Here is a 24224-nt window from a genome sequence, read left to right on the forward strand (position 1 = left end):
CAAGGCTACTTTTATTTTGCTTTTGCAAAGCAATAAAAAACTAAGCCCGAAGGCTTAGCTTTTTATTTTAATTTTTGTCCAAATGGAATTAAGTAACCACGTTTTAATGATTCGAAGTAAGCTTGTTCAATTGAAACTTTTGGATTGCTATATTTATCCATAGCACTTTTATCATTAAATCATCATACATAGACTAATAATTGATCTGATCAGTAATTACTTAATGAGGTACTTGAAGAAGTATTTCCAAAGATAAATTCTCTGTTATATGAAGTGCTATTCTTGTATGCTCCCATAGCAACACGTTTATCTGAAGGAATATTTTCAAATCCAGGAATTTCATCCTTCATAGCAATATAAGCATCTCCCATTCCACCTCTGTAGAAGCTTTCAATCGAAATACCTGATCAGTTTCAGAATACTCCACCAATATTACCTTTTTCTTTAATTAAGAGTAATAACATTGCTGTTAAACGATACATAGCTTTGTATCCATCTGATTTAACATATTGAATACCTGTCACATCAACTTTGTTTCCCATAACTTCAGACATTTGATATTTAAATAATGGGTAATATAAGGCTTTAATTAAAGCTTTAAATTTAGCAGGAACGCTTAATAAACCAACATCAACTTTGAAACCAAATTTCAATTGGTTTTGTAATCCTTCATCACTACGAGAATCTTCATTTGTTGCTGCACCATTAGCAGGTTGGCTTTCATTATTACCAGTTGAAACGTTTAAAATTCCTTTTAGAACTTTATACATACCAGTATTGTTTTCTAATGAACTTGCATCAAATAAACGATTAATTAACTTAGCATAATTTTCAGGTCCAATATTTTCAAGCAATTTAGCTAAGAATTCATTTTTATCTAGAATTTTTGCTAACGAAATATTGTTACCATCATCAGTAGTTATAACGCTTAAAGCGCCTTTAATAACTGCATTAGTTAAATCTTTCATCCGGTTAGGGCTTTGTTCAAAATTAGTTTGCTTAATGAATTTATAAATACCATCAACAGCTTCATTCAATTCTTTAGAACCTATAATAGTTTTAAATAGTCCATTAGCAACGTTTTTAAGTAATTCATAATCATCTTGAGAGCTGAAATCAATTTGTAATGCATTAGCTAAAATATTTTGTAAGATAACAGCCACACCATTAGAAATTATGTTATCTCTATTAGATAAAATTGCTGTAAATCAATCTTTAATATCTTTCTTAATTTCATCTGTCTTAGGTGAATTGAATAATTCACTAAGCATTGAAGAATATGAATTATGATTTTCATCAGTGTAGACATTTACACGATCGAAGATGTCTTTTAGTAAAGTAATTAATAATTTAGCAAGTGCTGGTTGTGCTACAGCCTCTACTAGCATATTATTGATTGAAGTTGTAATTTTTTCACGAGCTTCTGAACTTAATGAAGCTTGTTTTTCTTTAGTCATTAAAGCATCTAAAAGCATGCTTCCAATGTTAAAGGTATGAATTAGTTCTTCAATTTTACCTTTTTTACCATTTGCAGAACTTGTTAATAATTTAGTAATTAATTCTTCAGTGATATTTACAATATCATCTTTATTATCAGCAATTAAGCTTGCTTTTAGGAATTTTTTAGCTGTCTTAAATTCAGTGAATTCAAGTCCATTAAAGATAACAAGTCCAACTTTTGAAAGGAAGTCATTAAATCCACTAGCTGACTTAATTGTATTAACGATTGAAGCCATCATTGATTTAAACATGTCTGTTTCTTCAAATAATGTTCCAAGATTGTTAACAAATAAGTTAACCATTTTATCAAGACGTTCTTTGCCTTCTGAATCAGTGCTATAGTCTAATCCAGCAAAGGCAAGAGCTTTATTTACAAGTAAATGAGCAATGTTTCTTGCATATTGATTGTCATTTAGAACAGATTTTAATAATTCAATAATTGCTTTTGAAGTAGTTTCTTCATTTTCTTTAACATTTAAATATTTTTGCAATCCATTAAATCAATCAGTAATTCCATCAATTTGGTCTGGATTATTTAAGTATCATTTTGAGATATTTTCAACTAGACCAGGAATCTTTTCATTATTCATTAATTGATCAATAAAGAATCTAAAGTTTACACCTATAGTATTGAATTCTTGATCACTAATGTTTAATGTTTTCTTAATTTTTACAATTGTAGGATTATCTTGAGGGATAAAGTTTCAAGCAATTGTTCCTATTGAAATATTTGAAGTAGCAAGTTTAGTTACATTTTTGAAGAATGTATAAACATCTTGTTGTAAGTTTTTAGCCTTAACAGCTGTAGCATTTGTTTTAAGTGACTTAAGCACATTTGCTTGGAATTGAGGATTGCTATAAATGGTTTTTAGTAGTCCTAATATTTTATTTGTAAAGTCACTTGTTGAAATATTTAATCCCTTAGCCTTAACTAAATCAATTAAAGCATCTAATAATTGAGGGATTAAATCTAAGTTTTTATCAAATTCACTTAAGTTATTTATTAAGATAGCTAATAATGGCTCAGGATCTTTAATTCCATCAAATATTTGTGGGAATTTAAGTGATGCTATTTTAGGAGCTTGAATTGATTCTGTTGATTTATTTTCACTAATTAAAGGTAATTTACCACTAATAGCACTTACATCTAGGGATGCAAGTATTTTATGTAAGACTTTTGAAAGAACTTTAACAAAGTTTTCACTCTTATTAATTTGGTAAACTCATTTTCTAATTGCTTCAACAGCAGATTTCTTAAATTCAGGGTCAGAAACAAGGGCTTGAATTAATTTTGAATATGCTGCATCATCTTCAGAATTTGGTTCATTACCATCTACATAATTTGCTGGTAATTTAATTTGAGCAAATTTATCTCAGTTTTGTTTTGATAAAACATTTTCTAAGACAACATGTAAGAATGCTTTGGCTTCAGGTAAATTAAGTACTTCTTTAATTAATTCAATAATTTCACCAGATTTTGCATCAGCATTATTACTTCTATCTGCTACATCATATTTTAGTTCAAACTTATCTAAATATTTATTTAAGCCAGTAACTGTGATGATTTGGTAAATTACATCATCACGTTTGGAGATGTCATCATAAATAACATCAGCCAATTTAATAATTGCATCTTTATTCTTTGGTAAGCTGTTTGCTTGTTCAAAGAATGCTTGAATAAATTTATATTTTCTAAAGTCAAATACTTTAAGCATTTGATCTGCAAAGGTTTTGATTGCTTCACTAAATCTTTCGCTTCATGGTTTTGTTGTATTTTCTGAAAGGCTAGCAATAGTTTTGACAAAGGCATCAAGAACTATGTCCATTGATTTTGTGCTTTCAAGTCATTTGATAGCATCAGAAAGTAAATCTTGTGTTAATTTATCACGATTTACTGTACCTAAATCAATGTGGAAGATTTTAGCAGCAGCATTTGTTGCATCAGTTACAACTTGAGTAAATTCATTTGAGGCTAGTACTCTGTTTAATATTGATTTTAAATCTGTTTTAACTTGTTTTTGGAACTCTTCATTCTTAAAGACTGTAATAAATTTATTAAGATCTAATTTAAGAGAGTCTCCATCTTTAAAGAATTCTTGCCCTTTAATTAAGTTAAAGTAAGCTTGAAGCAAGTTTTTAATATCGCTATTATCTGCTACAGTAACTTGCCCATTAGCTGCAGTAACTTTTCCAATAATAAAGTTTATTAAGTTGGCAAAGTTTGGTTTTGTTACATAGTCAAATAATTTACTATTAACTGCTGATATTTGTTTAGAAACAATAGTTTGTAATTTTCCAGATTTCATTAAAGCAAATAAGACATCTTGAGTAATTTCAATGTAACTTGTGTAGTGAGGTTTAATAAACTCAAGATTTAAAATCTTATTAACAAAAGCGATTGGATCATTTGTTAGTGTTTTATTAATTAATTCAGTAAGTTTTTGAGGAATTAAAGCAAATTTAGCAATAACTTGTTCTGAATTAGCTTCTTTACCTGCTTCTTTAACACCATCAAAAATGATATTAATTGTTTCTTTTAATAATCCAAAGCTTTCAAGAAGAGGTTTTAAATTCTTTGTTAAAGCTTGAATTGTTGCAAGTTTATCTTTTGAATATGAATCTGTATCAACACCAATTGTTTTTAAGGTTTTGAGTAAAGTATTTTGAGCTATTTTTTGAACTTCATTATTAGTTAATAAATCGTCAATAAAGCTTACTAAATATTCTTTCAATTTATCTAATTCAATTAATGAAACAACTTTCTTAATGATATCTGCATATGATGTTACTGAACTAAATTGATCCATATGTTCAATAATATCTGTGATACCTTTTGTCACTATACCTTGGAAGTTATTGTTTGTTAGGACAAAGACAAATAATTTTTCAAAGTCATTTTTATCAATGTAACTGTAAATTGACTCTAAAGTTGCTTGTGGAATTAAATTAAGAATTGAATGTGTTAATTCAATAGCTTTTTTAGGACCTTGTTGTCCGTATTTAGCTATTAATTCAGGATCTGTGAGTGTGGTTTTTTCAGTTAAGTTACCAAAAACATTTTTTAGAATTTGTAATATTTCAGGTTTGTTTTCAGTAAATAATTTTGAACCAGAAATGCTTGCAAATGTCTTAACAATTTTAGTTTCAAATTCATGGTTGGTGTCATTTGCAATCTTGTCTTTAAATAGTGAGCCAAGTGCAGCTAAAATGTTTAATTTACTAAAGTCAGCTCCATTAAGCTTCATGTAACTAATAATTGTTTCAAATAGTAAGTTTGAAATACCAAAGTTAGTATCAACTACATTGTATAGATTTAAGATATTTGTTATTAAATTATCTATTCTATCTGAGACAATATCTTTGAATATGAAAGCAACTTTTTCGTTCTTAATTGCTTGAGTAATAACTTCTTTAGCTACATCTAATAATCCAAAGTCTTTAATTGCGTTAGAAATGATATTTAATACTTGTGGCTTAATTGTAGCTACATAATTATCGTTGCTAAATAGGATTTTGACTAAATCATTATAGTTATTTGCATTCTTTAATGATAAGTTTGTAGTAGTTTTATTATCTACATTAGATACAATGTTTTTTACTGTATCACGTAAGATTGCTTTAAAGTCTTGAGAAACAAGAAGCTTATTAATTAATTGAGAAATTTTTTCTTGATCAGCAAGATTTAATTTAGCAGCTATTTTATCTAATGAGAAATATGAAATTACTTTGCTTGCATATGAATCGTATAATCCATTAGCAGAATTGCTTGCAAATACTTTATCTACAAATTGATTTATTTTTTCACTGTAATTTCAAATATCGGAATTTAGCAGAGCTTTAACAAAGCCAAAATCATTTATATCAATTAATGAAGTTAAGCTTGGCACCATATTAGTTAATAATTCAACTCATGAAGTGCTTTTTGCTAGTTGTTCTTGAGCTTGAGTAAAGAATTTAGTTAATAAACTTGGATCATGTTCAAGCAAGTCTACAAGAGTTTTTCTTAATCCATTGTAAAACTCATGTGGGAATGTTGTATCTTTAGTGAAGACATTTTTACTAATTAAGAAGTTGTTAATTGTGTTTTCAAGTAAATCAGTAATAGTTTCACTGTTTAAAATTAGCTTAATAAATTTAGAAAGTTCAAGTGAGTGTTTTAATAAGTTTGATTGTTTTACTAATTCAAAAGTTCCGGCTACTGGATCTTTTATTAATTGCCCTAAACCTTGTACACTTAATCCAGCTTCAATTGCATCAAGAACAACAACTAAGGTATTTGAATCAGCTAATAATTTGCTTACTAATGTTTTTAGGTGTTCTGTAGTTGTATATGGTTTAATTTTAGCTTCATTAGCATCAATTTGACTATTGATAAAGTTAATAAGTTGAGGTGAGGTAATGTATTTTGTAACAACTAACTTGGCAACTAATTTTAAGTAGTCTCTATTTTGAGTTAAGATAGTTGAATCTACAATCTTAGTGATAAAGGCACTTGGATCCTTTTTGAATTCAGTTCCAATAACTGCTAATAATTTAGGACCAATAGCTTTTACTTTGCTTACAATATCATCTGCATTTTTAGCTTCATTTAGTCCTTTAAATAAAGCCTTAAGCACTGCATCATATAAATTAAGACTTTTTGCTAATGGTAGAATATTATTAACAACAGAAGTTATAAAATCTTTTGTTAAGTTTGTATTATCTTTAAGTCCTTGCGCATAAATATGTTCAAGTTTATTACGAGCAACATTATCAAGAACATTAATTAAAGCACTTTTGACATTTGCATCATTAAAGAATGAATCAATAAATCCCGAAACATCAGTACTAATTGTGCCAAAATCAATTGCATTAAAAGTAACTTTTAGTAAATCATTAAAATTATTAATCTTTTCAAATGTTCCATATGCTGTTAAAACATTTGATAATTGTCCATTAAAGATATTTTTAATATTTTGGTTACTAAAAATAAATTTAACAACTGTAGTAATGTCAGCTTGAGTAGTGTATTTTTCAACTTCTTGTCTTATGCTTGCTGGTAAGAATTGATATATCTTGGTAATAAAACTATCATCACTAGCAATCTTGTTGTAAACATTTGTAAGAACTTGCTTAATATAGTTAGAATGATCTTTAATTAAACTATTTCCAAATAGGTGAAGTAATTTAATAACAGTTGGTTCAAGTTTTTCCCCAGTAAATAGGTCGCTAAATTCATTTGCAATATATTTACCAAGTTGTGCATAACTAGTTGCATTACCATCATTTGCAAATTTTTCAAGACCTTTGAATAAAATTTCTACAACATTAAATTCTTTTTGTGACTTAATTAATAAGTCATAAATTGATCCTAATATTGCTTTTAACTCTGCATTTTGGGCATCACTTGAAATTGCAAAAATTCAAGCTGTTTGTTCTTTTGTAGTAAGTATTTTAGTAATAATTGAAACAAACGCATCTTTCGCTAAGCTAAATTCAGGAACTGAATCATATTTAGCAAATACTTTTAATGCAACTTCTTTAAATTTAGCAATAAGTTGGGCGTCTTTTAGGAATACAAGTCCTAGTTCTTCAAAATTATTTGTTTTACTTAAAGCTGTTTGATTATTAATTACACTAGTAGAAATTGCGCTTGCTAAAGTGATTAATGAATCAGATTGTAGTACTCTAAGGGCAAACTTTTCAACATCACTAGCTTTAATTCCATATTGTGCAATGCTATCAGGTAAAGTGATTTTACTTAATAAAGTTGTTAAGATATTTGGTTGATCACTCTTTGCAAATTCCTTAACTTGTTTAAAGATTGAGTTTAATAATTCGACATAAAGGTTAAGTTCTTCCTTATCAAGTGGGACTACTAATAATCCTCTAGTTAAGTCAAATAAACTAAGTTTAATTTTGCCTAAAACTAGGTTAGGTAAGCTGTTAACAAATGTATTTACATCATCGGTATCTAAAGCTTGTTGCAGAATTGAATTTATAAGAGCCACAATTTTATCTTTATTTCAAATGTTATCTAAAACGTTTGATACCAATTTTTTAATAACACCATCGTATTTTTCTTCTAAGGTAATATTATTACTTTGAGCTAAATATTTAACTAATTTAAAGATTGTGTTTGGAACTTTAAAACTAGGCACTAAGTCAGGAATAATTGGCTTAATTTCTTGTTGAATTAATTGTTTAAATTTTGCATCACTAAATAGTTTTACTAATAATTCTTTAGGGTTTTTAGCTAGTTTAATGTAATCAATATGATCAATTAAATAATTAGCTAAAGCAGGAATAATTGAGTTAATTTGTTGTTGCTTAAAGATTTCACTCAATAAATTATTAATTTCACTTTTATCAACATACTGATCGATATTTGCTTTTTCAATAGCACCTTGGGCTAACAAGCGAATTTGTTCAGTTAATTGATTATTCTTATTTAAAGTTGTAAATAAGTAACTAATTAATTTCTTGATAAATTCTTTATTGTGAGTAATTGTTTTACTATCAACTAATTTATTAATTAAGTCTCATGGACGACCTAGAGCTGTGGTTTGAAGTGCATTTAATAATTCTTGAGGTAAAGCTTTAATATCTAAATATGGTGTTTTAGAATCCTTAATTTTATTTAATGAAGTAAATAACTGATCAATTAAAGGATCGGTGAATTTTAATTCTTGAACAAAGCTAAATCCTTCAGATTTTAAATCTTGCAAGAAGCTTGAAATTTCACTATCTGAAATATTGGCAGCTTGTTTAATTCTTTCAAATGATTTACGTAAAAGAGTAATAATTGTACTTTGAATAGAATCTTGAGTAAGAAGTTCATTGCTAAGGGATTTTAAGTGTGTTTTTAAAGCATCTAAGTCTTGTGTTTTTAAAATGTTAGCAACTAAAGAACCTAAATCTGCACTGTTTTCTAAAGTAGTAAATTTATCTAGTAAGTTATCTATTACGCTAAGTAACATTGCATTTGCGTGTTCATTGGTTACGAGCATATTAAATAATGAGCTAAATCCTTCTGAACTTAAAATAGTTTTAGCAGTTTCCGGTAACATTGAATACATAAATGTTCCAATGTTTAAGTTTGGTATTTGTTCAATTACATTGTGTAGTAATTGCTTGATAAAATCTTTATTTCCAGTAATAATGTTTGACTTAATAAGAATGTCTACAAGTTTATAAGGTGAGAAAGATATTTGTTCACCTTGGTTTCCGGCTAACTGACTTAAAGTATTTGTTAAAGCTTTGTTTAAAGCAATATCAAGTTTGTTAAATTCACTATTTCTTAATTCCATTAGGAATTGAGAAATAAAACTTGATATAAACTTGTCAGTTTTTTCTCCCTTAAATTGAGCAAGATTATCTAGAATGTTCCCGATAAAGGTATCTGATTTTTCTTTTGTCAATTTACTATCAAGGTGATATTGAACAATGAGTTTTCAAACTATATCTTGAAGTGATTGCTTAATTGTTTGATTATTTAAAATATCTCAAGCAAAAGTAGAAAGTGAATTAGCTACTAACTTAACATTTTGATCATCACTTAAGAAAGCTTTAATTAAATCAGGATAATTATTAACTGTTTGGAATTGAGTTGAATTAGAAATAAATGTTTGAATTAAAGCATTGATGATTGTATTTAATTGAGATGATGAAATAATTGTTTTGATTAATGATTCAACATCTTGAGTAGGTATTTGAGCTTTATCAAGCATTGGCTTAATGCCTTTTACAATAGCTTGGGCAATAAAATCTTTATTACTCTTAAATAAGTTATCAATAACTGTGGTTAAGGCTTGAGCAAGGTCATTTTTATTGTGATTAATAAATTTACTTTTAGCAAGAGCATTAATTAATCTAAATAAGATGTCATCATTTAAAACGTTTTTGATAAAGATCTGTGGGATATCTGTTAATTTTAAAACTCCAGCTTTATTACGTTTGGTTAATTCACTTTGGAAATCACCCATAATTTTTTGAAGAATTTTTTCATCAATAATTTGTTGAATAATTGATTCGAACCCATTTTCACCGTTGTTTTCGCTGTCAAGAATTAATTTAGCAAGTTTTCCTTCTGGATCAAGTTGTTTATAGAATGAACTTGAAGTAAGGGCTAAAATAGCCTCAACAGTGATATTTTTAAATGTTTGTGACATTCTTAGCAATCTTTCACCATAGTTATATGGAGAACGAGTCTTGTTAATTCGATCTAAGAATGGATTGCTTTTATCTAAGTATGCTTGGGTATTTGCACCAATAACTTCAACAGGGCTTTGAGCTACTGCGATTTGATATTTTAAAGTTAAAGCATCACTATCAATGAAAGCTGGTGTTAAATTAAAGTTATGATCATAGTTAGCAAAATTCACACTTGGATTTGTCATTTTTAAGTACATATCAAGTGCTAGTTTTTTATATCCAGTAGTGTTCGGGTGAATATCAAAATACACATCTGATAAATCAGCTGAGTGTTCACCTCAATATTTAGAGTTATATGCATTAACAACACTAATGCGATTTTTGTTTCCATATTCTTGATTTAAAAGTTCACTAACTTGCTTAAATGGTAAATTAATTTGATCTAGTAAAACTACTACAGGGTCAATTGGCAAGTTTGTTTTAATTAAACTTTGAATAAAGTCATCCAATGATTTCTTTAATCCTGACATTGGCATTGGGTAAGTTACTAAGTTAATGTTAGCTTTTGGCGCCAAAGTAGCAATTTTGTCAACTAAAATTTTGACACGTGTTGCAACTTCAGGGATAGTTGCCTTAATTGCATCATTAACGAATTTGTAAACTAATAAGTAATCTGGATTAGGCTTCTTTAATTCATTAATAATTTGCATTGGACTTGTTTGTACTAAGTGTTTAGTTAATAAATAGAAGAAGTCATTTGCACCAATACTTAAAGTAACTAAGTTGGCATCTTTTAATGCTGCGATTGTTTCTTGAGCTACTTCTTTAGCATATCCTTGCTTGAATTGTCCAAATCCACGTCTACCAGCAAAAGTTTGATCCAACTTGTCTCAAGTAGGATTATCACTATATGGGTTTTGGTAGTTGGCTCCTAACATCATAATTCAATCAATAGCTCTAGCTCCAGAAGCTGCATAGTTTCCAAAACTTTTAACACGATTGTTTTGATTTAAAAGTTGAGCTAAGAAAGCAGGATACGATGCACCTTCAATTGTTCCATTATTCATTTGGCCTGGATAATCTTGCAATAGACCACCATCAAATCCAGCTGTAATAGAGTCTCCAAGTGCAACAAATTTAATGTCTTGGTCAGCTTGAATGAATGCAGGAGATACTTGGCGAACTTGAGTTGCAGGAACTACAGGACTAGGCGTTGGAATTGGTTCAGGTTTAACATCAGGTAATGGATCTTTGCTTGGATCAATTGGCTTAATTTCAGGACCACCTGGGTTATTACCATAAGCTCCATTAATCGGATCATTTCCTTCGATTTCACGAGATGAACCTGGTGCCTTACATGCAACAGTTAAAGCACTCGCTCCTAAAAAAGCAATAATGCTTGCTGTTGTTGTCACTAGTTTATTTTTCTTCATAATTTCCCCTTTACTAGGTATTTATTTATTTATAAATAAATAGTATCACAAATCTATGATTTTGTTTTAACTAGATATGGAAATGCTTTTATATACTAAAAGTACTATATTTTAGTACTAAAAGAAAAATGGAATAAAAAAGCACTAATACTTTTTTATAGAATTAGTGCTTTAAAGTATGCTTTTTTGACTATTTGAATGGATCGATATCATTTATAATGCAATAAAATATTTTAGTTCAATAACATAGGGAAATTAACTCGCCTAATGCCTCTTCACTATTGTTTTCAACAGCTATTTCAATTGCATTGACATCATCATTAAAACTAGTTAAATAATTTAAGAAAACATCATATGATTTTTGATTAAATTGATTAATTGTATAGTTTTTTAATTGGTCGATTAAGTCATCGTTTTCAATATTTGATGATAATTGGTAATCAAAAAATCTTTGTTTTAAAGTTCAAAATAAAACAAATTTATTACGTAGACCAGATAAGATATCTTCAGCATGCCATGGAATATCATTTGGAAATAAAACTGATTGATTTAAAACGTTTTGTTCAAGAGTAATTTTATTTAATGAATGAGCAAAAAATGAAACGTATTTATCTAAAAATAAGTCATAAGAAACATTTAAATTAAGGAAACCTGCATTATTGTTTTTGAGATCATTTTCATTTAAATAAAGTGCTAATTTTAAGGCATTATTGAAGTAAACGTCTGGGTTTAAAATGCTTTTGTTTGCTTCTGTATAGCCTGAGATTAATTTTTCAATATTAACACCTTGAGTTGCTAATAATATTAGACCAATTTCGCTTAAAAGAGCATAATCTGCATGGATATCATTAGAAACGAAAAAAGCATTTTCACGTGGAATTGAAATATTATCGATTGTGCTAAAAATATTTTTACGACCAATAAAATAAATTGATTTTTTAATTAAAAATTCACTTGATTGATAATTAAATTTTGAAATAAAATTTTTAACTGCAGTTTGCTGATCATCATTGTATCCTAGTGAGTCCAAAAATAATAAAGCAATATTATCTTGCTTATTAATGTTTAAATAATAGTTAATTGTTTTAGAAACTATATGCTCAGGGAGTTGCTCATTAATAAAAACAAGTTCAATTTTATCTTCTTTATGATAATCACTAGCCCCAAATATGAATTGTAAAGCAGCTTGTATTGCAATTTGATTTTCTTCTTTGCATCAAATAATTAAAGTGTTAGTTTTTCTACGATAAAGCTTGTTACAAAAATCAACAATTCTCTCAATTCCATTGATTTTAAAGTTTAATGCAATATCATCAAAACCTAAAAAAGAAGAGCCTTTAAAGTTGAGAGATTTAACTTTAGAAATTATTTCACTAGCAACTTGAGCCTCTTGATTTTGAGTATTTTTTTCTTGATAATATTTAGTTTTGACTGAAATTAAAGGCATGATTATTCCTTAATATCTGTTTCTGATTGTTGTTCAGAAGTTAAGTTTTCAGGATCAATATAAGATAATGTGTATTCTTTTAAATTAGCAAAACCACTTTTAGTTTCTTTCAATTCATTTCTACGATTTTTGCTATTACTAAAGTATTGTTCACTCTTTAAAAAGTTAGGGTGATTAGTTTTAAATGACCCTATATATTGATTAGTATTTTGATCGTAACCAATAACAATAAAGTTTACAATATCCTTTACTTGTAAAATATCATATACTTGCATTTTGTAAAAATCTGTAATTTCATTTTTGTAGATAATAAACTTGTTTGAGTTCTTATCTTCAAGGATTGCAAATTTGCTTCCTGTTTTTGTAACCTTTGCAGTTACAACTTGTCCTACTTTATATAATAATTTTGTTTCCATATATATAGAATTATAGAACACTTTTTATTTATCATAGGAAATTTACTAGAAACTAATAAAATTATTAATCATAAGAAAAGTTTAAATTCTTAAAGACTAAAACACATAAAAATAGCGAAATTTTATAATTTTATTCCTTGCAGATAGCAGCAAAAGTGTCTTTTTCCTTAAAATTAGCTAATTATTTTTTATTTTTTAATTATTTTAGATACTTTTACTCCTATTTTTTAAGGATAAACAGAAAATATGAAAAAATTAGAAAAAAGGTGGTAAATGTTTATAATTTTTATATATGAAAAAATAATATATCTAGCCTAAAGGCTAATTATAACTATAGAAAGAGGAAAAATGAAACGTTTACAATGTTTATATAGACCAAACAAAGATAAAAACTACCCATGAGCTTTAAAACACCCAAAAGTAGAAAGTCCATTAGCTTTATTTAAGTCACGTAAAGATGCTATGACATGATTCTTATCATTAGGATATGATGCTGCTACATGATTCCAAACAGATAAAAAAATCTGAGGTGGATTAGTTATTGCTGAAAAAGAAACAAGAGGAAACAAAGAAGTAATGGCCTACGAATTTAATGTTGATAAATTCGATGGTGGATTGGATTACGATGCTACAGCTGAAGAACTTGCAATTGATCCTAAAACAGGATTAAGATTAGAAAAAGAAGCAAACAAAAACTTAAAAGATGTTGTAGATTTCAAAATTTTAAAAGATCCAGAAACATACTTCCCAGTTGATGATGATTTCAAAATTGAAAGAAAGAAATCAGCAAAAGACTTAGAAATCGAAAAATTAAATAAAAAATTAGCAGAATTATCAGCATTATTATCATCAAAACATGCAACAGATTATGAAAAAGAATTACAAGAACTTTACAAAAAATTACAAGACTCAAATTCAGATAAAGAACAATTACTAAAAGAAATTGAAGAATTAAGAGAAAAATCAGAAACATTAGAAAAAGAAGCAACAAAAGAAGTAGTTATTGAAAAAGAAGAAGTGGTTTTACCAGTTGTTACAGTAGTTGAAGACAAGATTGTTGAATATGCTTATGTAAGAGACTTACCTGTTGAAGAACAATTAAAAGTCTTAGCAATTTACGCAAGAAAAATGCGTTCAACAGCAGCACAATTAGAATATACAGAAACATCAGTTGAAGATGTTAAAGCTATTGAAAAGAACTTTAGAGATGTTTTACAAGTAGCTAAAGCATTAGAAAAAGATCTTAAATCAGAAGAATTAAAAGAATTACTTGCAGCAGTTATGTACTCACTTACAAAATCAGTACAAGAATTTGATGCAAAAATTATTGGTAAAACAGAAATAGCAAATTCAGCTGAAAATTGCATTTATTCAGTATGTTCATTAAATGGAAACATTAAATTAGCACAAAAAACTTCATATGTTTTATTTAATGACAAACATGTAGGATTTGTTCCAAAAGATCAATATCATTATGCTATTTTCATTGGACATGAAGCACAAAGACAACACTTCATGGTATTCCAAACACCAGCAGAAGAAAAAGAAGTTGTTAAAGAAGTGCAAACACCAGCAGAAAGAAAAGAAAGTAAAGTTAACTGATTTGCTATCTTCTTATTAGCATTGTCATACGGAATTTTAATCACATTAGTTATCTTAATGGGAATCGGAATTATTCCAGTATCATAGTTACAAAACAAAAGCACTAAATTAGTGCTTTTTTATTTATTTTCATGAAAATGTGGAAAATTATTTTGTTTTTCCATAAACATGTTATTAAAAAATATAATTTTTTAATATTGTGATAAAATAGCAATATGTTGAATAATAACAAAGAATCAATGCTAACCATTGTTAATCACTTAAAAAACAGTGGTTTTGTTTTCCAAGGGAGCGAAATCTATGGTGGATTATCAAACACCTGGGATTACGGACCACTTGGAGCTTTACTTAAAGATAACATAGCAAACGCTTGAAAAAAAGAATTTGTTTTAAGAGAGGGAAATAACTTTTTAATTGATTCAAAAATTTTAATGAATCCAAACGTTTGAGTAACATCAGGACACGTATCAAACTTTTCAGATCCTTTAATCGAAAATAAAGTTAATGGAAAAAGATATAGAGCTGATAAATTAATCCAAGAATATGACGAAAACATTATTCCTGAAAAAATGACATTTGAAGAAATGACTCAATTTGTTAAAGACCACATCAAAGAATATGAAGGCGAAAAAACAAATTGATCAGAAATCAAGAAATTTAACTTAATGTTTGAAACATCACAAGGTGTCATTGAAGGTGCTAAGTCAAAAGTTTACTTAAGACCAGAAACAGCTCAAGGAATATTTGTTAACTTCAAAAATGTTCAAAGAACAATGAGAGCTAAATTACCTTTTGGAATTGCTCAAGTTGGAAAAAGTTTTAGAAATGAAGTTACTCCTGGAAATTTCATTTTCAGAACTAGAGAATTCGAACAAATGGAACTTGAATTTTTTACAAAACCAGAAGAAGCCAACATTTGATTTGATTACTACATCAACAAAGCTTATAACTTTGTTCAAAAATTAGGAATTAAACAAGAAAGCATTCGTATTAGAGCACATGAACCTGAAGAATTATCACACTACTCAGACGCAACAAGTGATATTGAATTTAAATTCCCATTTGGTTGAGGTGAACTTTTAGGAGTTGCAAATCGTACTGATTACGATTTAACATCTCATATTAAAGCTACAGGTGAATCATTGGACTATTTAGATCCTGAAACTAATACAAAAATTATTCCATATGTAATTGAACCAAGTATGGGATTGGATCGTTTAATGCTAGCAATTATTTCAGATGCATATAGCGAAGAAAGTTTAGCTGAAAATGATTCAAGAGTAGTTTTAAAATTCAGTTATGATTTAGCTCCTTACAAAGTTGCGGTTTTACCATTGGTTAAAAAATTATCAGAAACAAGTAAAGAAATCTTTGCAAGTTTAATTGACCAAGGTATTTCAGTAACTTATGATGAAGCTGGTTCAATTGGAAAAAGATATCGTCGTCAAGATGCTATCGGAACATACTGATGTTTAACAGTAGATTATGATACATTAGATGACAATTGTGTAACATTGAGAAATAGAGACACAATGGAACAAGTTAGAGTGGAAATCTCTAAATTAAATGAATTTTTAGCAACACATAAATAGTTAAAGATTTTGGAGAGGAAAATGGAAAACAAAAGAATCCCAACAGAGTTAGTTAACCAAATAATTACAAATTCTAATATTGTTGATGTAATTTCTGAGTTTATTAACTTAACTAAAAAAGGAAATAATTATGTTGGACTATGTCCTTTTCATGAAGATTCGACGCCAAGTTTTACAGTCTCTCCACAAAAACAAATTTTTAAATGCTTCCCATGTGGGGCATCTGGCAATGTAGTAGGATTTTTACAACGCTTAAAAAATTGGAATTTTATCCAAGCGCTAGAGTTTCTAGCACAGCAAGCTGGAATTGAATATGATTTTGAATCTTTTAAAGAAAGAGCTCAAACACATTTATACTCTCAAGAAACCTTAGAATTAATTGATTTACTTGCAATTACTAACTCATATTACAAGGTACAAGTTTTAACAAATCCACCAGCTTTAGAATATTTAAAAGTTAGAAAACTTGATGATGCAACCATTCGAGAAAAATTTGACATTGGTTATGCACCTAAAAATAAAACTTTAGAATATTTAAAATCATTAAATTACGATACAGGTTTAATGCTAAAGGCTGGATTAATTAATAGTGACTTACATGAATTATTTTGAGATAGAGTTACATTTGGGATTAGAAATGAATTTAATGAATTAGTTGGTTTTTCAGCTAGATCTATTGAAGCTCACCCGGTTGCTAAATATGTTAACTCACCAGCAACTGACTTATTTAATAAATCAAAAATTTTATATAACTTTAATAATGCTAAAGAAGCTATAGCAAGCAAAAAAGAAGTTATTATTGTTGAAGGTTTTATAGATGCAATTGCATTATATAAAGCTGGAATTGAAAATGTTGTAGCATTAATGGGTGTTGCATTAACTAAGGAACATTTAAACCTAATTAAAAACAATAAAGTCATTTTATTTTTAGATAATGATAATGCTGGAATTGATGCAGCCTTAAGAACAATCAAAATCTTATGAGAACACAATTTTGTTGTCGCTCTAATTAATAATAATTATTCTAAAGATGCTGATGAGATCTTGAATAGTTATGGAACTGAAGTATTAGTGGATTTAATCAAAAATTCACAAATATCAGCAGTTAACTTTATTTATGAAAAGCTCAAGCTAAAACACAAAGTTGATACCTTAAAAGATTATGAAGCTTTTTCTAAGTTTATTCAGGTTTTAAAATCTTATATTGATTTACTTGACTATGAACAACAAAAGTACATTGCAAGTTTGCTTCAAAGCGAATATAACTATACTTTATTAATTAAACAGCAACAACCTGAAACACATTATGATACTTATAATCCAAATTATAATAATGTGAATTATAAGCAAAGTAGAACTTATCAAGATAAAATTGCTTTATTAACAAACCAAAATCGCATGGCTTTCTTGATTAGAGCAATGAGTAATGAAAATATTTTAGATTTATTAAAAAGTACTTCAGATGTTGCTTTAATATTTGCACAACCTGAAAATATTAAAGATTTATATGAATATACTGTCACCTTAGAAAATCAGCAAGATGCTAATGCGATTTTTAACAAAATTAAAGATGAATTAAATTTAATGCTAAATACAATTGATACTGATGAGCAAACTAATGAACTAATAATAAAAGAATATATAGCTGAAAATGTTAATCAAGCACAAGTTAATAATGGCTCATCTATTCCACTACAAACAGTTTTAAGTGAACAAGTTGCTGAATGAGAAAAATTTAAGAATTTTGCTTATCCTGAAACAGGAAAAATACCTGTGCCAACATATATCCAAGATCAAATTAGTTTACTAATAAACTACAAAAGAAAGCGTTTAACGCTTAAAAAGAAATAAAGGGGGTTGTTATGGATAAAAACGATTTTGACTATAATACAGTGATTACTTATCTAAAACAACAATTAAAACACAAACACAAGGACTATTTTACTCAAGATGAATTGCTTGAAGTTTTAGCAGCCAAGAACTTATTTATTGAAGATGCTGAATTAGATGACTTCCTTGAAGAATTAAAAGATAATAATATTATTGCTGATGATGAAGAAGATTATTTAGATGATGATTACTCAGCAGATGATTTCCTTGATGAAATTAATGAAGATAAACCTAAAGGTAAGAAATCAAAATCAAAAAATTCAAAAACTGTTGATTTAGATGACGAAGATGATGAATTACCTGAGTTAGATGGTGATGAAATCGATATGGATTTTGATGATAAAGACGATGATGACTTCGTTGATGATGATTATGTTGAAGATGACGAAGTGGATGAAGATTATTACAAAATACCAGATGAAGAAATAGAAGAGGATGAAGAAGAAGAGGAAACTGAAGAAGATGATGATAAACTCAGTGAAAACTTCTTTGAAGAACCTGATGATCTTGATATTAATTTAAATGCTCTTTCATTTGACTATGTTGAAGCAGTTGATTTAAACGAAGCTCCTAAAAAGAAAGCTGACTTATCAAATAAACTTACCGAAACAAATGATATAGTAAAATGATACATGAGATGAATTGGTAAGTATGGTGAATTACTTACTGTTGAAGAAGAACGTAAGCTAGCTGAACAAATGGAAAAAGGTGGATTCAGAGGAAAAAGAGCAAGAGATAAACTAATCCAAAGAAACTTACGTTTAGTTATTAACAATGCTAAAAAATATAAAAACAGAGGTCTTTCATTTATTGACTTAATTTCTGAAGGAAACTCAGGAATTTTAAAAGCTGTACAAAAATATGATGTTAATAAAGGATTTAAATTCTCAACTTATGCAACTTGATGAATTCGTCAAGCTATTACTCGTGCAGTAGCAGATCAAGCTAGAACTATCCGTGTGCCTGTTCACATGGTTGAAACAATTAATAAGATTTCTAAGATTGAACGTGAATTACAACAAGAATTAGGAAGAGAACCTAGTGATGAGGAAATTGCAGATAAATATGGAAATGGCTTTGATGCTGCAAAAGTTAGATATATTAGAAAAATCAACATTGACCCAATTTCTTTAGACAAACAAGTTGGTAAAGAAAATGACTCATCATTTAGTGATTTTGTTAAAGATGAAAATATTATTTCTCCAGTTGACTATGCTTCACATGAAGAATTAAGCAAGATTCTTGATGATATGATTAGCGAACTTGATCCAGAAGATAGAAAATTAATCTGTAAGCGCTTTGGTGTAGGTGTAGATGAAAATGGTGAAAAATATAGAGTCCACTCTTTAGAAGAACTTTCTATTGATCGTGGTGGAGTTTCAAAAGAACGTGTTAGACAAATTGAAAACAAGATTTTACGTAAACTTAAGAGCAATGTAAAACACGGTAAGAACTTAAAGGATTACTTAAAGAACTAAAATGCATAAAGAAAAAAGTTTAAAAATTAAAGATTTTATTGCAATTGTAAACTCAATGTATCCAAATGAAAATAAAGAAATTTGAGATCCATCTGGATATAGTGTTAAAACTGTACAAAGCAAACGCTTCAAAGGTGCAGTTTTAGCTATTGATTTAACAATGGAAGTGTTACAAGAAGCTATAGCAAATGATTGTAATGTTATATTAACTCACCACCCATTTAAATTTGAAGCAACTTGATTAGCTGAAGATAAAAAAGCTCCTTATAAACGTGAAATTCTCAATCTCTTAAGAAAACATCAAATTACAGCATATTCAATGCATACCAATTATGACTGTGATTCTTATGGTACTTCATATCAAATTGTTAAATATTTAGGTCTAGAATCAACAATGGATTGGGATAAAACTCAGACATTTAGTGCTGTGTTTAAGGCAAATAAGTCACTTTTAGAATTAAAAGAATTATTAGAAAACAAAATGCATTTATCAACTTTTAGAACAAATGTAGAAGTTGAAAAATATAATGATAAGTATGCTACAGTAGCTATTTTATCTGGAAGCGGATACATTGGCCAAATCAACGATTTAGCCTCACAAGTGGATTTAATCATTTCAAGTGATTTTAGATGAAGTGACTGAATTGTTTTTGATCAAATGAAGACAAATATTTTAGAAGTTCCCCATTTGGATGAGCAAGTTTATGCATGACATATGTATGAAATTTTAACAGGTATGCTTCCTGAATATAAATTTATCCTAAAAAACATTAAAGAACCATACCATAACCTATAAGTACTATTAATATCAAAAGTACAACATTAATTACAATGCTAAAATATCTGGGTTAAAGCCAGATATTTTTTATTTTCTTACTCCTCTTAAGTTAATTTTTTAACTAAATTTATAATTTATTTTTATTAATTTAAGTTGTTACTTAGGCTTTATCAACACTTAAACTTATTTTTGAACAATCAAATTAAAACTTTTATGAACATTTTAGCAATAATTTAAGTTGTTTTCTTATGTTAAGATATGGGCAATTGTAAATAACATTTTAAGATTTTTTTTACAAATATTAATATTTATTGTATTTTTTTAAATAAATAGTAAATAGTTTTGCTATAAAAAGTGTGTTATGAAAGTCTAAAACGTTCCACATTTTTCCTTATATTTTAGATATAAAAAGAAAAATGTGGAAAAGATAGCACTGTGCATAGAGAACTTAAAGCATTGCATATATAATATTTATATGGAATTAAATACATAGTTCCATAAATAATACACTAAGTCATATGAATTTAAACATATGAATTTTAAAAAACATTTAAAAAAATACCACAAATCACAAAGATGGCGATTTATATTGACTTAAAAATTTTAACTCATCATATAAGTTAAACGAAAATGCTAGACATGTAACTTAAATTGCAAATATAATGGGTGAAAGTGAAAGATATTATCTATCAAAACCCAGAATTTACTCTGGATCTTTATATAATGAAAATAGAAGAGGAAGAGATTTCAGAGCCATATTAAATACTGTTTTAGTAAACAATATAAAAATAATTAGAATTAAACAAGATGATAAAAATTTCGCCAAAGAAATTAGAATAGGATTTTCTTGAAATAATGAAATGATTTCAATTAACGACAATGCAACTATAAATGAAAGTTCAAATAATTATGCATTGATATATACTGAGTATTAGTAGTCCTAAGTTAAAAAAAGTATTGAGATATTTCCAAAGCTGATTTAGCAATTTATGGAACATTAAAAATAGATCTTATTCAAAGATATCTAATCCGTGGTTTATTACCATTAACAAAAGGAGTTTATAATGAAATTCAGATGAAAAGTTTGCTTACTTTCTCCTATTATTGTTTCACCTTCTTTAATTGCTTTTTCATGTAATCAAACCGAAAAAGATAGTGATGTTTTGAAATTAAATAGCAGGGTGTCTGATACAGTAGATAATATAAATGAAGGAATTTACAGTAATTTGTTAGCTTTTCCTGCTTTATATAATGATTCAAAATATTTGAAACTAGATAGCATTATCGATCAAACAAATAAGCTTTTAGCTAGGTATGCACGTATTGTGAATGATTCTCAAATTAGTGATAAAGTTGAAAAACTAAATATAATTATTGATGAATTAAACGATATTGCAACATTCCTTGGCAAAAACGACAACACTAATTCAGATAATAAAATCAGCTATATTTTTGATGAATATAAAGAAAATAGAAATCGAAATATAAATGTATCTAAAACAAATCACAAACAAGATTCAAAGATCGCAGAACTTCTAAAAGAAAAATCAGAACATGAATATAATTTTTGAATGCTTAAATTATTAAAACAATTGGACACAAATGAAACAAAAAATTGGGTTGATTATTTAGAAGGCAAAATAAAAAATCAAAATATTTTTTGACAAGTTAATTTAGATTTGAGGATGGCTACTTTAATAACTCAGATGCTTGATCTTTCGTATTTTGATACAAATGGGTGTCTTGCTGGATCAATATGCCCGGAAAGACTAGTTATTGCAGACTTAGCAAAGGATAAGTCTAAATTTGCAATTGGTGATAAGCAATTTTTGATTAGTTCATATATTGAGACAAAAAATGTTACTAATCAACAAATGATTAACAATTTTAAAGACTTATTTATTATTAGTAAAATATCAGATTCAAATACCCCTAAAATTCTTAAAGATGCTTTAAGAAAAACAATTTTCATCAATAAAAACAGATATATGAATGTTGATTCTGCTAAAGATAACTCTAAGTTTATGGATGAAATTGAAAGATATGTACAAACTATTATTAAGGAATACGCAGAGCAAGGGATTGATGTTGTTTATAGAGAAATGATAAAAAATGCAATTGAAAAACTTGATAATCAATTAAAGAGTCTTAATGAGCGCACACGTACTATTCAATCATATATAAACATGACTAAACTAGGAGATAAAATAACTATTGATGTAAATAAGCAAATTGCAGATACAAAGGTAATAATACAACAATTAATCGATAATCTAGATGAAGATTTGAAAATATTATAATAATCGATTAAATGATGAACTTTAGAACTAAAAACTATCAACTAATATATAGCAATTTATAAGCACTAGAAATGGTGCTTTTTTCATGATTTTTATCTAGTACATACAGACAAAAGTAAAATATTGAAACTTTTTATAATTTATAAAATCTTTTCAAAAGTTAATCAAAAAGTGCACATCCTAGTGTTTTAAATATCTCGCAAAATACATTAATAGGCTTTTATAAAATTGGAAAATAAGCAAAGTTTAACTTAAAGTTCCATACAAAACAATGCCATGAGAAATAAAGTATCAAAAAATAATCGGAATAAGAACGCATCATTATAAAAATGACCTAAAATTATCCTTGTCTTGAATAGTGCTTATTTTATGTGTTGCTATATTGCTTTAAAATGCATATATTTGTTTCTTTTGAGATTTAAAATTATCAGAATATATGTTATTTCAATAACAATTAAAAGTATATTGAGACAAATGAAAATCATTCTGTAATATGTGATATTAAGAAATATAATGAAGGATATATAATTATTTGAAGATACCTTAAAAGAAAAGTAAAGATTGAAGCAATTTCCTAACTATTTTTTGAATAATTCATTGAATTTCACAATGTATGTAATTTACTTATGAAATTAAATTTGGATTTGAATGTTTTTTAATTTGCTTTGTTAAATAGGATATATCCTAGTCTTCATAAACGCATAGAATTTAGATCTTCTAAGCAAAGATATTAAACATAATATAATTTCAAATTAAGTATCGATTAGATGTAAAAAATATAAAAAGTAAATATGATAAATTATCCCTTAATATATGAACCATAATGTTGTAATTCTAAGATAAAAAATCCAGATTGCAAAGATTACAATTTGGTCTGAGTTTTTGAAGAAAATTAGGATCTAATAATGAAGAAATAGAAAAATATTTCACTTTTTATTTTCATTAAATTATCAGGTTGATCACTTTTTATCTTGTAATTTACCCTTTTTTATGAATTCAATATCTATATCATAATTAACAAGATATAAATACTGATAAGATGATAAAAAACAAATAATGAAACTTCTTTCTTGGTAAAATAATTTAAAGGAGAAAAAATGACAAAAATAAAAAAACTATTATTATCTTTTACACTTACTTCAACTGCAGTTGCACTACCTATAACTGCAGTTGCATGTAATAATTCTGCTGATTCTTCTAAAAGCATTTCAAAGGAAATGAAAACTGTTTTTGATGAAATGGTTAAAAAAATGCAAGCTCACCCAGAAAATGCAATGCAAATTAGTCAAGAAATGCAACAAAAGTTAATGGATATTGCCCAAAGAGCTTCTAAACTATCTCTAGAAGAACAACAAAAAGTAGCTAAAGAAATGCAAGAATACATGAATGCTCTTATTCAAAAAGCACTAGGACATAAATAAAATTAGTAAGCTTTTTAAATTAATTTAATCCAACACATTAATCAAGTGACTAATATATAGTCTTATTTGATAATTTTTGTATTAAAAAATATCTGGTTCCTTATGCCAGGTATTTTTTAATTTGTAAGCAAATTAACCAACAAAATATTTGATATTATATAGCTGTTTGATAATGATGTTTTTAAAAAATATAAAATATATAGTGTTGTATAATTTAATTAAATATTTATATTT

General features: G+C 27.4%; 11 protein-coding genes. 8 read left to right on the forward strand and 3 right to left on the reverse strand.

The genetic code is table 4. From position 1 onward, the window contains the following. Window positions 1-62: 62 nt before the first annotated feature. The 3 genes from ACM0L0_RS01355 to ACM0L0_RS01365 form a co-directional block, all read right to left on the reverse strand. Complete coding sequence (locus ACM0L0_RS01355; RefSeq protein WP_416738771.1) at window positions 63-11066, reverse strand: SGNH/GDSL hydrolase family protein; 11004 nt, start codon at window positions 11064-11066, stop codon at window positions 63-65. Between the two features lie 190 nt (window positions 11067-11256). Further along, complete coding sequence (locus tag ACM0L0_RS01360) at window positions 11257-12513, reverse strand: hypothetical protein (protein ID WP_416738772.1); 1257 nt, start codon at window positions 12511-12513, stop codon at window positions 11257-11259. Window positions 12514-12515: 2 nt separating this feature from the next. Continuing rightward, complete coding sequence (locus ACM0L0_RS01365) at window positions 12516-12929, reverse strand: hypothetical protein (protein ID WP_416738773.1); 414 nt, start codon at window positions 12927-12929, stop codon at window positions 12516-12518. 348 nt (window positions 12930-13277) lie between these two features. Here ACM0L0_RS01365 and ACM0L0_RS01370 point away from each other — a divergent pair, with 348 nt between their 5' ends. From ACM0L0_RS01370 to ACM0L0_RS01405, 8 genes are all read left to right on the forward strand, one after another. Continuing rightward, window positions 13278-14618 carry a coiled-coil domain-containing protein gene (locus ACM0L0_RS01370; RefSeq protein WP_416738774.1) on the forward strand — a complete coding sequence of 447 codons (1341 nt, stop codon included), beginning with the start codon at window positions 13278-13280 and terminating at the stop codon, window positions 14616-14618. Window positions 14619-14746: 128 nt separating this feature from the next. Continuing rightward, window positions 14747-16123, forward strand: a complete 1377-nt coding sequence (locus ACM0L0_RS01375; RefSeq protein ID WP_416738775.1) for a glycine--tRNA ligase — start codon at window positions 14747-14749, stop codon at window positions 16121-16123. A gap of 21 nt (window positions 16124-16144) precedes the next feature. Beyond that, a complete protein-coding gene (gene dnaG / locus ACM0L0_RS01380; protein WP_416738776.1) occupies window positions 16145-17974 on the forward strand; it encodes a DNA primase in 1830 nt (609 codons plus the stop codon). Between the two features lie 11 nt (window positions 17975-17985). Beyond that, entirely contained in the window at window positions 17986-19491 is a 1506-nt protein-coding gene (locus ACM0L0_RS01385) for an RNA polymerase sigma factor (protein ID WP_416738777.1), read from the forward strand. A 1-nt stretch (window position 19492) separates the two neighbouring features. Further along, a complete protein-coding gene (locus tag ACM0L0_RS01390) occupies window positions 19493-20287 on the forward strand; it encodes a Nif3-like dinuclear metal center hexameric protein (protein WP_416738778.1) in 795 nt (264 codons plus the stop codon). Between the two features lie 644 nt (window positions 20288-20931). Continuing rightward, window positions 20932-21204 (forward strand): hypothetical protein, encoded by a 273-nt coding sequence (locus ACM0L0_RS01395; protein ID WP_416738779.1) that lies wholly within the window; start codon window positions 20932-20934, stop codon window positions 21202-21204. A 129-nt stretch (window positions 21205-21333) separates the two neighbouring features. Then, on the forward strand, window positions 21334-22569 hold the full coding sequence (locus tag ACM0L0_RS01400) for a hypothetical protein (RefSeq protein ID WP_416738780.1): 1236 nt from the start codon (window positions 21334-21336) through the stop codon (window positions 22567-22569). 1097 nt (window positions 22570-23666) lie between these two features. Next, the gene (locus ACM0L0_RS01405; RefSeq protein WP_416738781.1) at window positions 23667-23990 is read left to right on the forward strand and encodes a hypothetical protein; all 324 of its coding nucleotides are present in this window, start codon (window positions 23667-23669) and stop codon (window positions 23988-23990) included. Window positions 23991-24224 lie beyond the last annotated feature (234 nt).

Source organism: Mycoplasma razini (genome assembly GCF_048076865.1).
GTDB lineage: Bacteria > Bacillota_I > Bacilli_A > Mycoplasmatales > Metamycoplasmataceae > Mycoplasmopsis.